Origin of the sequence: Candidatus Mesenet endosymbiont of Phosphuga atrata (genome assembly GCF_964020175.1) — a bacterium.
Classification (GTDB): domain Bacteria; phylum Pseudomonadota; class Alphaproteobacteria; order Rickettsiales; family Anaplasmataceae; genus Mesenet.
On the sequence record NZ_OZ026541.1, the window covers coordinates 15,808 to 30,492 of the forward strand.

Genomic DNA, 14,685 nt, shown 5'->3' on the forward strand with positions numbered 1-14,685 from the left:
TGTTTTAGCATTTTCCTTCACAGGTAGAAGGGAATTTTTATCATTCATTATTGAATTTAATATGTCGATTGCATATTTAATTTCAGTCTGTTAGAACCTCATAAAAGTGATAAGGTTGATAAAAGGGTGATTAGTATGAGAAAAATTGCAATGGATATAATCTTTCTTAGATTTATCATAATTAATTTCAAAAATTTTATAATCTTATAATATATCGTTCTGATGTAGTCAATTTCTGAAATATAAAAAAATATAATTAAATATATTGACATAAATTAATATTATTTATTTACTTAAAAAAGTAATTTTGTTGTTTGATTAGTAAATTTGAGAATAGAAATAAAGGCAGTGGTGCAAAGCAAAATTTTTTTTGTACACCAATGCTATTATTTTAGTTTTGGTTTGAGTACAGTACTTAAGTCATTTTGATTTAAGTTTAACTTGAGAGTTTGATCCTGGCTCAGAACAAACGCTGGCGGCAAGCTTAACACATGCAAGTCGGACGAGAGTTATATTGTAGTTTACTATAATATGCTTTAGTGGCAGACGGGTGAGTAATATATAGGAATCTACCTAATAGTATGGGATAATTGTTAGAAATGACAGCTAATACCATATATTCCTTATGAGGGAAAGATTTATCGCTATTAGATGAGCCTATATTGGATTAGCTAGTTGGTAAGGTAATGGCTTACCAAGGCAGTGATCTATAGCTGGTTTGAGAGGATGATCAGCCACACTGGAATTGAGATACGGTCCAGACTCCTACGGGAGGCAGCAGTGGGGAATATTGGGCAATGGGCGAAAGCCTGACCCAGCTATGCCGCGTGAGTGATTAAGGTCTTAGGATTGTAAAGCTCTTTTAGTAGGGAAGATAATGACGGTACCTACAGAAAAAGCCCTGGCTAACTCCGTGCCAGCAGCCGCGGTAATACGGAGAGGGCTAGCGTTGTTCGGAATTACTGGGCGTAAAGGGTACGTAGGCGGTTTAGTAAGTTAGAGGTGAAATCCTGGGGCTTAACCTCAGAATTGCTTTTAAAACTACTATACTAGAGATCGAAAGAGGATAGTGGAATTCCTAATGTAGAGGTAAAATTCATAGACATTAGGAGGAACACCGGTGGCGAAGGCGGCTATCTGGTTCGATTCTGACGCTGATGTACGAAAGCGTGGGGAGCAAACAGGATTAGATACCCTGGTAGTCCACGCTGTAAATGGTGAATGCTAAATGTAGGAATTTTTATTTCTGTGTTGTAGCTAACGCGTTAAGCATTCCGCCTGGGGACTACGATCGCAAGATTAAAACTCAAAGGAATTGACGGGGACCCGCACAAGCGGTGGAGCATGTGGTTTAATTCGATGCTACGCGAAAAACCTTACCACTCCTTGACATGGAGGCTATCTCCTTCTTAACAGAAGGATTCAGTTCGGCTGGGCCTCACACAGGTGTTGCATGGCTGTCGTCAGCTCGTGTCGTGAGATGTTGGGTTAAGTCCCATAACGAGCGCAACCCTTATCCTTTGTTACCAACAGGTCAAGCTGGGTACTTTAAGGAAACTGCCAATGATAAATTGGAGGAAGGAGAGGACGACGTCAAGTCATCATGGCCCTTATGGGGTGGGCTACACACGTGCTACAATGGCGATTACAATGGGCTGCGAAACTGCAAAGTTGAGCTAATCCTTAAAAATCGTCTCAGTTCGGATTGCTCTCTGCAACTCGAGAGCATGAAGTTGGAATCGCTAGTAATCGTGGATCAGCACGCCACGGTGAATACGTTCTCGGGTCTTGTACACACTGCCCGTCAAGCCATGGAAGTTGGTTTTACTCGAAGCTAGTGTGCTAACCTTTAAAGGAAGCAGCTATCTAAAGTAGGGCTGATGACTAGGGTTAAGTCGTAACAAGGTAGCCGTAGGTGAACCTGCGGCTGGATTACCTCCTTAGCTTTATGTATAGTTTATTTATTATTTTATTAATAATATAAATTATACAATGTGCCACTGTCTTTTTTTCTATTTTGTTGTAAAATCAATATGTTATGGTAAAGCCTCTTTCTCCATATCTTCAAATAATATGTAAGATGCAAGTCACTAATTTGCTTTCTATATCTCATAGAGTAAGTGGTGTATTTTTATTCCTTGGCGTCTTATTTTATTCTTGGTGCTTTGCATTGTATGTTTTTTTTACTGATTTTGTGATTGCATTTTCTTCTCATCAATATTTTATTTTAATTAATAAGGCTTTTGCTTTTCTATTTCTATCTTCTTTTACCTACCATTTTTTTAATGGTATTCGCCATTTACTATGGGATTTTGGTGTAAATATTACCAATAAAGGAGTATCGATTACAGGTATAATAGTAGTAATTTTATTTTTGCTTTCTGCCCTTTCTTCAGCTTTTTTAATTTTTTTATGAAAAATCCAGTTCTTCATTGGTGGTTTCAACGCTTGTCAGCTGTTGTCATGCTGTTTTTATTTCCATGGTTTATATACATTTTTACTCATCTATTTACCATTCAAGATGAACAGCAAATTGCTCACTTCATTTTATCTCATCCATTGCAAGTTTTAATTTTTTTTATGTTATTATTCTTAGTACTTTGGCATGCTGTTTTAGGGGTGCAAGTTATTTTTGAAGATTATGTTTATAATATAAAAGTAAGATCTTTACTTAACCTTTCTAGTAAGGTAATTTCTATCATTACGTTTCTAGCAGTATTAGTTGCTTGCACTTACTTTCTTTATAGGAATCAGTATTAATTGATTATTAATCAAGTATTATGTAAAATTAATATAATTTATATCAATTAATTATGTCAAAAATAGGGGATACTCTTTCATCCTTATACGGTGGATATAAAAAATTTAGTCTTCATAGGAATAAATTCTTTTCTTACAGATATTTTATACGTAACTATGATGAAGCTGAAGAAATTTACGTTGATGATGGAAGACGTGAAATTCTTTATAATGGAAAAGAATGCTATTTCCCTAAAGAAATTCCAAACGATTTTCAGCCATTAAAATATAATTATTTTTGGGATGGAAAACATAGACACCCTATTGAACTACCAGGACGTTATGGCCAATCTTATAATGGCAACACTATATATGCAATGCCTTTTGTAGATATGGCAATTTCTTCAGAGCAGCAGAAGATTTTTGGCTTCAACAAAGAAGAGTTAAAAAATAAAACTATAGTAATTGAAGTTGATAAAAATGGTGAAGCTGTATCACCAAAACTTGGTGAAGCTTTATACTACTCTTTTTCTGGTGGTATAAAACCCACTTCTTTTCGAGTTGTTGATCGCAAAACTAATGAGACAAGATGGTTACCATCACTTATAATGCTACCATTTAATTTAGGTGGTGCTGCATGTAATTTTGTGTGTGGGTTCATTGGTGGGATTTTAAACAAAATAGGAGGTGGATTATTTTTAAATATTGCTAAGCATATATCGAAAGGCCTTGATGATGAGATTAGCGCAAATAAGAATGATGTTCTTAAATCAAATCAAAGATTACTTAAAACACGTTCTGCTGTTGCTTTTATTTTTGAATCTTTAGCTTCACTCTTTATTGCAACTGGTAGTGTAGTTGAAGGTACTGGGCGTACTGCAGATGCACTGCTTAGAACTCCAAACCTCATGTTCCATCACGATGATTTAGACCGTAAAGCCACTTGGGCTAATATTAAATCTTCAATTACTAATACCTATCATGATTTATCCAGCATAAAAAAACATACTACAAATTCATTGCAAGCTTGCACAGCACGCATAAATGGTGACGTAGAGAAACTGCAAGAAATAAAAGGTATCAATACTAATAAAGATACCGATGATAAAGCAAGTAAACAAAATCAAAAGTGTAATAGTTTAGACAAGATAGATAAAAATAAAATAAAAGAAGCCGGTCAAGGGTTAAGTAATATAGAACAATCAACTATGGCTGTTGGAACAAAAGAAAAATTAAATAACCGCCACCAAAGTACTGTAGCAGGTCAACATCAATCACAGACAGCTCGTAGCTGTTAACTTTTATACATATATTTTTACTGTCTTTATATATTACTTAGAACTCAAAAGTAGCCACTTATCTTCATCTAAAATAGTTACACTAAGTTCTACAGCTTTTTTATACTTCGATCCTGGTTTTTTACCAATAACTAAGTAGTCAGTTTTTGTTGATAAACTTGAGCTCACTTTGGCCCCAAGCGATTCAGCTTTTGCTTTGGCTTCACTTCTTGTCATATGCAGCAGTGAACCAGTAAATACTATTGTTTTGCCATTTAGCTCAGATTTGTTATCTAAGTTGCCACAATCAGAATCTAAAATTTTCAAGCGGGATGTAAGCCTATCTAATACCTCAATGTTATGTTTTTCAGAAAAGAAAGACTTAATTGAACTAACTGTTTTTTCTCCTATACCATCAATACTCATCAGATCATCTATAGCCAATTCTCTCATAGCACTATACCAATTAGTATATGAATTGTAATAGTTAGCCAACAATTTAGCTGCTTTTTGCCCAACAAACTTAATGCCAAGTGCAAATATTAGTCTATATAAATCTATTTTTTCCCTACTTCTTATTGCGTTAAATAAATTATTTATTGACTTTTTTCCGCAACCGCTGCTGGTTTCTAGAGGAAAATTAAGATCTTTAATCTTCTCTTCCAAGAAAAAGACGTCAGAAATTTTTGTAATTAAGCCATTACTATAAAAAAATTCTATTTGTTTTTTACCAAGGCCAACAATATCAAAAGCATCCTTAGAAACAAAGTGCCTAAGCTTTTCTATTAATTGGGCTTTGCAATAAAACTCTCCCATACACCTTAATGCAACTTCACCTTCGGTTTTACAGATACTACTGCCGCATTCTGGGCAAGAGCTAGGGAAAACAAATTTTTGTACCTCAGAGGAGCGTAAGCTTTTATCTACTTCTACAACTTGTGGGATCACGTCACCTGCTCTTTGCACTGTAACAATATCACCTTCTCTTATATCTTTGCGCTCAATTTCATTTTTGTTATGCAAGCTCGCTCTGCTCACTAAAACCCCGCCAATATTTACAGGAACCAATTCCGCAACTGGTGTTAAAACACCTGTCCTACCTATTTGAATTGATATTTTATTCAACCTTGTTTTGGCTACCATAGCAGGAAATTTATGTGCTATGGCCCAACGCGGTGCACGACTTGTACTGCCAAGGCGCTCTTGCAATTTTAGATTATTTACCTTATAGACAAGCCCATCAATGTCATAATTAATGCTATGACGGCTGCTGTAAATTTTGTTATAAAAATCAGCAATTTCATCTATAGTTTTAACTACTGCTATATTATTACTCACGCAAAATCCAAGCTCTTTTAATTTTCTCAACATTTCATATTGCGCTTCTTCTTTACAATTGGTTATAGAATAAGCGGAATATTTAAGAGATCTGCTTGCTGTAATTTTAGGATCAAGCTGTCTTATAGACCCTGCTGCTGCATTTCTGGGATTTGCAAACTCATTATCTTTATTTAAATCTATAAAATCATCCCGATCTATATATATTTCTCCTCTAATTTCCAAAGTATCATTTGTATTTAAAACTTTTGGTAATTCTTTTAGAGTTGCAATATTTGCTGTAATATCCTCACCAAAATAACCATCACCACGTGTTGCAGCATAAGCTAAAGCTCCGTTTTCATAAGTTATAGCAAACGATAGCCCATCTATTTTTAGCTCACACAGTAGCTCTATTTCATCTATATTTAAAAAGCGTTTTACTTTTGCAAAAAATTTCTCTATGTCTTGCAAACTTAAAGCATTGTCTAAAGAAAGCATAGGTTTTTTATGCTGGATTTTTTTAAACCTACTGTCAGGTTCTGAACCTACGCTTTCTTGCACGCTACCTGTTAATTTCAATTGAGGAAATTGCTCTTCTATCTCTATTAACCTTGCACGCAAATCATCATATTCAGCATCAGTAACTGCTGGCTTATCATTTGTATAATAAAGAGCATCATAATGTTTTACCTTTGCCTTTAGATCTAAAAATTCCTCTTTTATCTTTTCAAAAATCATCCATTAAAAATATATAAACTTATAACCAATTTAATTATAATTGAATTACTACTGAGGTGAAGGAGAATACTCTAGAGAGGTTTGAACTTGAAACACCGTCGTTATAGCAGCTAGATCTTCTTTAGGAGCTTCTTGTTGTAAATTATGATGTATAGGCTGTACTTGTTTTGTTCGTTCGTTCTGTGCCTTTTCTTCAACATCTAACTTTAATTTATGATTATCTTCGTAATCGAAATTTAGTTTTTCTTCTATATCTTTCAATTCTTTGCGTGCAGAACTGCTTTGATAACACCGATATAGGGCTGGAGAAGCAGAGAGTAATGCCCCTAATAATATAGCAGATATGCCACATAACAATGCTATAGTTTCTGGGCTTTGGAAAAAGGGAACCTCTCTTCTAGCTAGTATTTCATCTATTGACAACTTTCTAAACATTATGCAACCTAATTGATAAAATAAGGTACATACCATTGTAGCTGAACCAATTCCTACAAACCATCCTAAAATTCCAGACTCAATACGATAAGCAAGACCAGCTCTCTTCATTTTCTTTTGAAGATTCTCATCAACGAATTTCGAATATGCATTCTGAGCATAATTATCATCTAACTGTTCAATATGCCTTATAAGCTCTTCTTTGAATTTTTCTTCAATAGGTTTTAAATCACAAATCTTAATTCCTGTTTCTGTATCCACAATTGAAATTGTATTATATTCGATTTTTGTTAATCTTATTAATTCTATGTATTTATCATTATTGATAGCTTCAAGCTGTGCTTTTCTTGCATTTAACTCTTTTATTTGTTGATTAAGATTATTATACAGTGAGTATTGTTCATCTAACTTATTTTCAAGTTTTGTTTCACTAGAAGCAGCATTCTTAAACAGAGTAATTTTTTCTTCTTTTTCACTATTGAGTGAATCAAGTTCTCCATTTATTTTTTTAAGTTCTTCATGTATTTGACTTTTTATTGCTCTCCTAAAAATATCATCAACAAGGCTATGCTGAATTAAAAATGGATAACTTAAAGCACTGTCTTTTAATGTTGAGGCAATAATAAAGCTATCTCTTGTAGGTAAAAACTCAGAAACTAATTTAAAGGCATTATTGTAATTTTTTAATTTCTTATCACTAAGGTCTGATTTTTTCTTTATAATCTCTTCTAAAGCACTCCCATCATTGATTTTGTTTTGTGTTTCTTCTATCATTTCTTACCCCCATTAATAATAGTTATTTTAATATATTAACATATTTAACTTATTTATTCAATATTTTCTTATATCGTTTAATTCATGAAGTTTCCGTTGTTTAAAAAACTGTATTAGCTAAGTTATAAGTTACTTAACCAAAGGAACATATAATACATAAGTTAATCATCATAGGGGACAGTTAAATGAGCAAATTTTTAGCTAACGTCAACAGTAATTCTAAACCTGAAGATTCACAGGTAATTAACTGGGAAGTCATAAAAAACCGTGAATATCACAATAATAGTTTATCAAAAATAATTAATTTATATATAATTAAGATCTATGAACCGCAAAATAATGAATTTCTTTTAGGAAATAAGCATCATTTTAACACTCTTTTAATAAGAATTACTATTACAAGAGAAAATATCCTTGCAAAAAAACTATTAACAATTGAAATAATGAAGGGAATATTTCCTGATATGTTCAATAACAATAGTAAAAAAAGAAGTAATATATTGCATTTGCAAGATTTATATAGCCACCTATGCTATACACTAAATGCTACATTACCTAAAGATATGGAAGAAAATTTTATTAAAGAGTATAAAGATGCTGCAAGCTTATTTAAAATCTAAAAAAAGTTGTGCTACTTTATGATCTATATCATTTAAATCATCTATAAGTTTTTTATCTATTGCAGATATTATAATTTTATATGGATCTTTTTGTATTACATCAACACTTATAGTACCAGGGGTTAGCGTGACAGAATTGGCAAATAAAGCCAGGCTTATGCTGTTTCTTTGTTGTGATTCAAAAACAGTGATCTGAGGATTAAATGATGATTGCCATATTCTTTTTGCTATATATGCAGATGATAGAACCACTTGCAACATTAACCAGCCAATATAGGCAATAAAACGAAAAAGAAACACTCTATCCAATTTATTCCAAATATTTGAGTAAGCACTACTTAAACGTCGGCAAAGCAATATAGTAAATAGACAACTGAAGGCACCCGATACTATAAAAAAACACTCAAAGTGACCGGATAAAATAATCCATAAAATAAACAGTGTAATATAATATCTAATATTCATTACTTTAAAAACTTTTATGCTATAAATTTTTAAGCGATATTGTAATTTTAGTAAATAAAAAATTTTTAGCTACACAGTATAGTATAATAACATAAATCAATTTGCAAAACCAAAATATAGTTTTATCATAATTTACGATGTAAGGTAAAATCTAATAAATTGATAAGGGCAGTTTTGTATAGAGAGCTAGGGAAAATATCTAAACTTTCTTTAGCTATTTTGATATAAGATTCTGCTTTTTCTTTAGCTAGCTCTATAGCTTTGTGGTTTTTAATATAAGATATAGCTTTTTGGAAGTTGCTGCAATTTTCTACTGCGCTAAAAGAACTTTGCCAAAATTCCTTCTCTGTTTCATCTGCAAGGCTATAGGAAATAATAACAGGTAGAGTTACTTTTCTATTGTAGAAATCATTACCTAAATTTTTACCAGACTGCTCTCCACTATAATCTAAAACATCATCAATTATCTGAAACGCAATACCAAAATTAACCCCAAAGCTCTTTAAAGCTTCTCTTTGTTGTACCGATACCTTAGCTAAGGCAGCTGCAGCTTCACAAGAAGCAGCAAATAGAGCTGCTGTCTTTGCTGATACGACATCAATATAGTCTTGTTCTGTCATAGTAATATTGCTACAAATTAGCATTTGCTTTATCTCTCCACTTACTATAGTAGCAGAAGACTGCGATAAAATAGATAGTACATCGAAATTTTCGCATTCTATCAGCCACTGGAATGCCATTGTCAGTAAAAAATCACCTACTAAAATACTAGTTTTGTTTCCCCAGATTTTGTTTGCAGTGCTTATTCCTCTTCTGAGATCACTTTCATCAAGTACGTCATCATGTAGTAAAGTGGCATTGTGTATAAATTCTATTGCCGCAGCTACACGTATTCTTTTACCTTCTTCATCCTGACAACTGAGCATTTTGCATACTATAAATACTAATGCAGGGCGCAGTCTTTTACCTCCAGCTTTAATTAGGTGTGATATAACACTACTGACAAGAGATATGTTGCTATTTTCGCTGCTATTATTTAAGAAATTCTCCAAGATTTTTAAATCTTCACTTACTAAATCACTACTTTCAAACATTTGCTAAGAAATAAATAGACCTATAATATATAGTTTTAAATTTCTATTTAGTATGCATTTATTTTGTTTTGGTTACGGATATGTAGCTAAGTTTCTAGCACAAAAATTGGCTAATTTAGATTGGAAAATCAGTGGGACTTCAAGCAAAACTAATGAAAATGCAGATATTAACATATTGAATTATAACTCCAATCTTGTACAAAGCTCACTGCTAGATGCAACTCATGTTTTAATTTCAATACCCCCAAACGGTGATAATGTATTGGAAAAATACAGCAGTTATTTTAAAAATGTTAAATGGATAGGGTACCTATCAGCAACGAGTGTCTACGGTGAACATTATGGCCACTGGGTAACAGAAGATTCAGAAACAAAACCAATTGAAGAAAGGGGAATAAAGCGGCTTGAATGTGAAAAGAAGTGGAGGCAGAGTAATTTGCCAGTGCACTTTTTTCGTTTGGCAGCAATATATGGTCCAGATAGAAATGCTTTAGTTGATCTAAAGTTAGGTAAAGCAAAAAGTGTGATAAAAGAAGGTCATGTTTTCTCGCGTATTCATGTTGAAGATATAGCTAGCATACTGTTTAGCTCAATAAACAGTCCAGATCCAGGAGAGGTATACAACTGCGCTGATGATCTGCCGTCACCACAAATTGAAGTGATAACTTATGCTGCAAACCTCCTTAAGATTGAACCACCAGCACCAATTCATTTTTCAAAACTGCCAAAATCTATCAGAAGCTTTTATAATGGAACAAAACGCATAAGCAATGCAAAAATAAAAACGAACCTTAACGTAGTTTTGCAATATCCAACTTATAAAGAAGGTCTAATTCACGAATTTAAGAGGTTAGCTTAATGAAAATTCCTCAATTTCTTCATACTATCAACAAAGCGTTTAAACAAATAATGTGAATCATAAGGACCAGGAGATCCCTCTGGATGATACTGTACAGAAAAAACCGGATATCCCTTTAGTTTTATCCCTTCTATGCTGTTGTCAAAGAGAGAAATATGAGTTATTTCAACACTATTTGGCAAAGTTTTAGGATCAACCACAAAACCATGATTCTGAGTTGTTATCTCCACTTTTGCATTACCTACTTCATATACTGGATGATTGTTACCTCTATGACCTAGATTCATTTTTATTGTCCTAGCCCCAAGCGTAATAGCAAGCAACTGATGCCCTAAACATATACCAAAAATAGGTAAATTGGATTTTATAAGAATATCTATTTCTCTTGTAGCATACTTTGCTGTAGCTAATGGATCACCTGGACCATTGGAAAGCACTATACCATCTGGTTTTAAGCTTAATACTTCTTTAGCAAAATTTTCCTTTGCTGCAATCACTGTCACTTTGCAGCCTAAATTTACTAAGCAGTTAATTATACTACTTTTTACGCCAAAATCGACTACAACCACATTATAATCTAAATTGCCATCTCCTTCCTTTACCATGTAACCATTATGCTTACTTACTTTACTTGCTAAATCTAGCCCTTCTGATGGTAAAAATTTTATGTTTTGTAGATTATCAGGTGAGCAGATAACACCACTTTGGTGCCCGTAACGTCTTAAGTGATTAGTTAGCGCTCTGGTGTCAATCCCAGATATTCCAACTATTTCGTTCTGTTTTAACCAATCATCTAAGTCCATTTTGCAGGAAGAATGGTAAGCCTGGGATATTTCTCGTACTACTATTCCGCTGGCAAAGATTTTTTGCCTTTCGTAATCTTTATCATTAATGCCAACATTACCTATATGAGGAAATGTGAATGTGATTATTTGTTCAGCAAAAGATGGATCTGTGATAGTATGTTGATAACCAGTCATTGAAGTGGTAAAACAAACCTCTCCTACAGCTTCTCCCTTTTTACCTATTGATTTTCCCCAAAAGGATTTACCATCCTGCAAAACTAAAACTGCATCACACTCTTTTAAATCTTTATGCATTTATAATAACTCAAGTTAGTTAATTATATAAAAATTAGAGGAAAGGTTAAATAGATATTTAAATTTATTATCACTTTCCAAGACAGAACTTGCTAAATATGCTATCTAATATTTCATTAGCATTGATTGCCCCAACTATTTTGCTAAGTTCTCTAGTAGCCAATCTCAAATCTTCTGATATGAGTTCTATTGGCTTTTTATTATCAAAAAGCAGCAAGTATTCTAAAGCTTTTTGTACGCAGTTCCGATGCCTTTGGCGTGTGATAACTGGTTCATTGCTGCAGGTTAGCATTGCTTGCGCTTTATCCTTAATTAACTCTATCAATCTACTAATCCCTTTATTTTTATGGACAGAAATTGGCAAAAAATTCATGCTGCTTGTAGAAAGAAAACCACTATCTTGACTGTCAGCTTTGCTTATCACACAAATTGTTTGCTCATCAACTAATGATAAGGTTTCACAATCCAAGTTACTTATTTTATCAAATAGTGCAATTTTAATATCAGCTGCACTGGCCCTTTTTTTTGCTCTTGCAATTCCTTCGCATTCTATCGGATCAGAGCTACTTCGGATGCCGGCGGTGTCTAAAATAATAATTGGATATCCACCAATATCAATATGTGCTTCCAAAACATCTCTAGTTGTACCTGCATACTGTGAAGTTATAGCGATATCACGCTTTGCTAGACAATTAAATAAGGTAGATTTACCAACATTTGGCTCACCTATTATCACCACATGCAACCCTTCACGCAGCCTTTCACCTTTTCTCTCATCATTTAGGTGATTTTCTAAGGAGCTGATTAAATCTTGTATTTCCTTACTTAATTCTTTCAGTACAGAATCTTCAATATCTTCAGGAAAATCGATATATGCCTCAATATTCGATTGCAAATTAATCAGTCTTTGTCGCCACTCTTGATATAATGCGTCTAGCTCTCCTGACATTTGTCTTAGTGCCTGCTTTGCTTGCACTTTTGTCTCGGCATCTATGAGATCAGCAAGCCCTTCAGCTGCAATTAAACTTAACTTATCATTAAGAAAAGCCCTTAAGGAAAATTCTCCTGGTTTGGCCATAACAAAAATTTCTGATAGCTCCTCCAGCACTGTTTTAATCACAGCTTTGCTTCCATGCAGCTGTAGCTCTATAACATCTTCACCAGTGAAACTGTTTGAAGCAGGAAAATAGAGAATTATGCCTTCATCTATTAACTGATGGTATTTATCATATAGTTTTGCAAAAGTTGCAACTCTTGGCTTAATTTCTTTTCGTATACTGAAATACTCTAACGCTTTTAAAGAACTAGGGCCTGATATTCTTATAACTGCTATTCCTGATTTACTAAACGCTGTAGATAAAGCAAAGATTGTATCACCCATTTTTATCATCTATTTGTAATACGGACATAAGCTCGTTCCATTCTCTTTTGCCAACACCACTTTCCTCTCTTTTTACTTCTTCTCCTTTAATTAGCTTGCGCACTACATCCAGCCCACTTTTTGAAATAGAAACTGATTCTAAACAATACTCAATAAAGGCATTATAAGTTAAAGGCACCCACTTTTTTATTATTTTAATCATCTCTTCAGCATAAACTCTGATTTCATATTGAGCATGATGGTCACTTCTGAGTTTTAAAAAGTGAAGAAGATTGTGCAAATCAATCTTCCAGTAAAGTTCAGTATAGTAATTAAGCGTTAAATTTATTCTTGCAATTTCTCTTGCTAGGCCATCTTCAAGAAATTTATCATAGCTGGAGTATACTAGGTCAGAATTTTTACTTAAAACTTCTGTTATGTTTTTAGCAGTTTCATAATCTAACTCTTTTCCTCTACCTTGTGCATTATTTTTAGATTGCTCAGCAACCTGAGTGGTTTTTGGTATATAAAATTCACGGCTAAGTATAGAATATCTTGCTGAATATTCATTGATATTTGCAGTCCTATGTCTAACCCATTGCCTAGCAACAAATATAGGAAGCTTTATGTGAAATTTTATCTCACACATCTCAAATGGCGTAGTGTGAGAGTGTCTTATTAGATAATTAATTAAAGCTGCATCTTGGCTAATATGTTTGGTTCCTTCTCCATAAGAAACTCGAGCTGCTTGCACTACAGCGCTATCGGAACCCATGTAATCTATTACACGAATAAAACCATGGTCTAAAATCTTATGCTCCTTATATAGAATGTCATCTATCTCTTTGACTGTGACACGTTTTGTCTGATAAATTTTTTCTTCTGTATTGTTTATATCCATAAAACACTTAAAGTCTTTATGATAGTATAATGCATTTTTTTCTGCAATTTTCATATTTTTTTAAATTATCAGCTATAACTTTGGGTTATTGTTTGCAATTTCTTGCACTTCTTGTTTCTTCAGCTTATTGCTTGGGCTTTCTTCAGTATTTTTCTTGAAGTAGTTTTTGTGGTTAGTATCTAGTTCGGCAGCAATACCTTGCACTTTTTCACGTATAGGACCACTACATTGAGAGTTTGCATATGTATTATAAATATGAGTAATAGCCAGTGCAAATGTGTAATACGAGAAAGATAAAGGAACAAAAATAATCATGGACATGCTCGATAATATTTTAAATGGCATAGAATGTTCTCTACTTAAATCTCTTGTATTGTAATCAGTATAGCCTACCTTAGCTTCCCTACTTATAGGTAAAATATCTTCAAACCTTTTAAATATACCCTGAACATTCTTATCACTTAATGAAATTATGTATCTAGCAAGCTCCTTTTCTACCTCTTCTTGAAAAATTGCTCCTTTTTTATACTTGAAAACTCTTGCTTTTATTTCTTCAGCATATTGCGAAAAATTACCTTTTTGCCAACTATATAAAACTTTTTTTTGTCTTTCTATATCAAAATCATATTGATCAATCATATCTTCAGTACATTCAATTTCGCTATCGATAAAATCTTTTCCTTTGGATTTTTGTCCGTCCGATTCTTCTTTAAGCGACTTTAGTTCTTCCTGATCAGATTTCAATCGTCTATCAAGTATTCTTTCGACCACCCTACAAGTAATATCTTTCATGAGAAAGTGCTGAATCAAAAAGGGATAGCTTAATACTTCCCTATCATATATTGAAGTAAGATATTGATTATCTATTGGAAAAAACTGAGCTGCCATTCTAATAGCACCACGGCAATCTTCAGTTGATAACGTTGTACTAGCAGCAGATAATTTTCCTTCCATAATTTGGCTTAGTTCCCCCTTCATTATTTACGTTATATTTTTTTATATC

General features: G+C 33.3%; 13 protein-coding genes and 1 rRNA gene. 6 read left to right on the forward strand and 8 right to left on the reverse strand.

What is annotated here, in order from left to right; genetic code table 11:
• Positions 1-437: 437 nt before the first annotated feature.
• From AACL09_RS00095 to AACL09_RS00110, 4 genes are all read left to right on the forward strand, one after another.
• A 16S ribosomal RNA gene (locus tag AACL09_RS00095) occupies positions 438-1,943 on the forward strand.
• A gap of 95 nt (positions 1,944-2,038) precedes the next feature.
• Positions 2,039-2,416: a succinate dehydrogenase, cytochrome b556 subunit gene (gene sdhC / locus AACL09_RS00100; protein ID WP_339047867.1), complete on the forward strand. Its 378-nt coding sequence runs from the start codon at positions 2,039-2,041 to the stop codon at positions 2,414-2,416.
• The gene (sdhD, locus tag AACL09_RS00105) at positions 2,413-2,760 is read left to right on the forward strand and encodes a succinate dehydrogenase, hydrophobic membrane anchor protein (protein ID WP_339047869.1); all 348 of its coding nucleotides are present in this window, start codon (positions 2,413-2,415) and stop codon (positions 2,758-2,760) included. The genes sdhC and sdhD overlap by 4 nt, the downstream gene beginning before the upstream one ends.
• A 53-nt stretch (positions 2,761-2,813) precedes the next feature.
• Positions 2,814-4,037, forward strand: coding sequence for a hypothetical protein (locus tag AACL09_RS00110; RefSeq protein WP_339047871.1), 1,224 nt, complete (start codon positions 2,814-2,816; stop codon positions 4,035-4,037).
• Between the two features lie 33 nt (positions 4,038-4,070).
• On the opposite strand, the gene ligA is transcribed toward AACL09_RS00110, so the two are convergent.
• A complete protein-coding gene (ligA, locus tag AACL09_RS00115) occupies positions 4,071-6,074 on the reverse strand; it encodes an NAD-dependent DNA ligase LigA (RefSeq protein ID WP_339047873.1) in 2,004 nt (667 codons plus the stop codon).
• Positions 6,075-6,122: 48 nt separating this feature from the next.
• Complete coding sequence (locus AACL09_RS00120) at positions 6,123-7,283, reverse strand: hypothetical protein (protein WP_339047875.1); 1,161 nt, start codon at positions 7,281-7,283, stop codon at positions 6,123-6,125.
• Between the two features lie 185 nt (positions 7,284-7,468).
• On the opposite strand from AACL09_RS00120, the gene AACL09_RS00125 reads away from it, so the two are divergent.
• Positions 7,469-7,903, forward strand: a complete 435-nt coding sequence (locus AACL09_RS00125) for a hypothetical protein (RefSeq protein WP_339047877.1) — start codon at positions 7,469-7,471, stop codon at positions 7,901-7,903.
• Here AACL09_RS00125 and AACL09_RS00130 read toward each other — a convergent pair.
• Positions 7,889-8,368, reverse strand: a complete 480-nt coding sequence (locus AACL09_RS00130) for a Na+/H+ antiporter subunit E (RefSeq protein WP_339047878.1) — start codon at positions 8,366-8,368, stop codon at positions 7,889-7,891. The two genes, AACL09_RS00125 and AACL09_RS00130, sit on opposite strands and share 15 nt — an antisense overlap.
• Positions 8,369-8,493: 125 nt before the next feature.
• On the reverse strand, positions 8,494-9,462 hold the full coding sequence (locus AACL09_RS00135; protein ID WP_339047880.1) for a polyprenyl synthetase family protein: 969 nt from the start codon (positions 9,460-9,462) through the stop codon (positions 8,494-8,496).
• 52 nt (positions 9,463-9,514) lie between these two features.
• Here AACL09_RS00135 and AACL09_RS00140 point away from each other — a divergent pair, with 52 nt between their 5' ends.
• Positions 9,515-10,321, forward strand: coding sequence for an SDR family oxidoreductase (locus AACL09_RS00140; RefSeq protein ID WP_339047882.1), 807 nt, complete (start codon positions 9,515-9,517; stop codon positions 10,319-10,321).
• Here AACL09_RS00140 and carA read toward each other — a convergent pair.
• The 4 genes from carA to AACL09_RS00160 all read right to left on the reverse strand — a co-directional run bounded on the left by carA (position 10,318) and on the right by AACL09_RS00160 (position 14,636).
• Positions 10,318-11,421 (reverse strand): glutamine-hydrolyzing carbamoyl-phosphate synthase small subunit, encoded by a 1,104-nt coding sequence (gene carA, locus AACL09_RS00145; RefSeq protein WP_339047884.1) that lies wholly within the window; start codon positions 11,419-11,421, stop codon positions 10,318-10,320. The genes AACL09_RS00140 and carA overlap by 4 nt on opposite strands.
• A 70-nt stretch (positions 11,422-11,491) precedes the next feature.
• Positions 11,492-12,811 (reverse strand): tRNA uridine-5-carboxymethylaminomethyl(34) synthesis GTPase MnmE, encoded by a 1,320-nt coding sequence (gene mnmE / locus AACL09_RS00150; protein WP_339047886.1) that lies wholly within the window; start codon positions 12,809-12,811, stop codon positions 11,492-11,494.
• The gene (gene thyX / locus AACL09_RS00155) at positions 12,795-13,682 is read right to left on the reverse strand and encodes an FAD-dependent thymidylate synthase (RefSeq protein ID WP_339048928.1); all 888 of its coding nucleotides are present in this window, start codon (positions 13,680-13,682) and stop codon (positions 12,795-12,797) included. Before thyX ends, mnmE begins: the two co-directional genes overlap by 17 nt.
• A gap of 72 nt (positions 13,683-13,754) precedes the next feature.
• On the reverse strand, positions 13,755-14,636 hold the full coding sequence (locus AACL09_RS00160; protein WP_339047888.1) for a hypothetical protein: 882 nt from the start codon (positions 14,634-14,636) through the stop codon (positions 13,755-13,757).
• Positions 14,637-14,685 lie beyond the last annotated feature (49 nt).

Excerpts from the sequence above, each read along its gene's own strand:
- sdhC (WP_339047867.1), top strand. The coding sequence starts at position 2,039 with ATGGTAAAGCCTCTTTCTCCATATCTTCAAATAATATGTAAGATGCAA.
- sdhD (WP_339047869.1), top strand. The coding sequence starts at position 2,413 with ATGAAAAATCCAGTTCTTCATTGGTGGTTTCAACGCTTGTCAGCTGTT.
- AACL09_RS00110 (WP_339047871.1), top strand. The coding sequence starts at position 2,814 with ATGTCAAAAATAGGGGATACTCTTTCATCCTTATACGGTGGATATAAA.
- ligA (WP_339047873.1), bottom strand. The coding sequence starts at position 6,074 with ATGATTTTTGAAAAGATAAAAGAGGAATTTTTAGATCTAAAGGCAAAG.
- AACL09_RS00120 (WP_339047875.1), bottom strand. The coding sequence starts at position 7,283 with ATGATAGAAGAAACACAAAACAAAATCAATGATGGGAGTGCTTTAGAA.
- AACL09_RS00125 (WP_339047877.1), top strand. The coding sequence starts at position 7,469 with ATGAGCAAATTTTTAGCTAACGTCAACAGTAATTCTAAACCTGAAGAT.
- AACL09_RS00130 (WP_339047878.1), bottom strand. The coding sequence starts at position 8,368 with ATGAATATTAGATATTATATTACACTGTTTATTTTATGGATTATTTTA.
- AACL09_RS00135 (WP_339047880.1), bottom strand. The coding sequence starts at position 9,462 with ATGTTTGAAAGTAGTGATTTAGTAAGTGAAGATTTAAAAATCTTGGAG.
- AACL09_RS00140 (WP_339047882.1), top strand. The coding sequence starts at position 9,515 with ATGCATTTATTTTGTTTTGGTTACGGATATGTAGCTAAGTTTCTAGCA.
- carA (WP_339047884.1), bottom strand. The coding sequence starts at position 11,421 with ATGCATAAAGATTTAAAAGAGTGTGATGCAGTTTTAGTTTTGCAGGAT.
- mnmE (WP_339047886.1), bottom strand. The coding sequence starts at position 12,811 with ATGATAAAAATGGGTGATACAATCTTTGCTTTATCTACAGCGTTTAGT.
- thyX (WP_339048928.1), bottom strand. The coding sequence starts at position 13,682 with ATGGATATAAACAATACAGAAGAAAAAATTTATCAGACAAAACGTGTC.
- AACL09_RS00160 (WP_339047888.1), bottom strand. The coding sequence starts at position 14,636 with ATGGAAGGAAAATTATCTGCTGCTAGTACAACGTTATCAACTGAAGAT.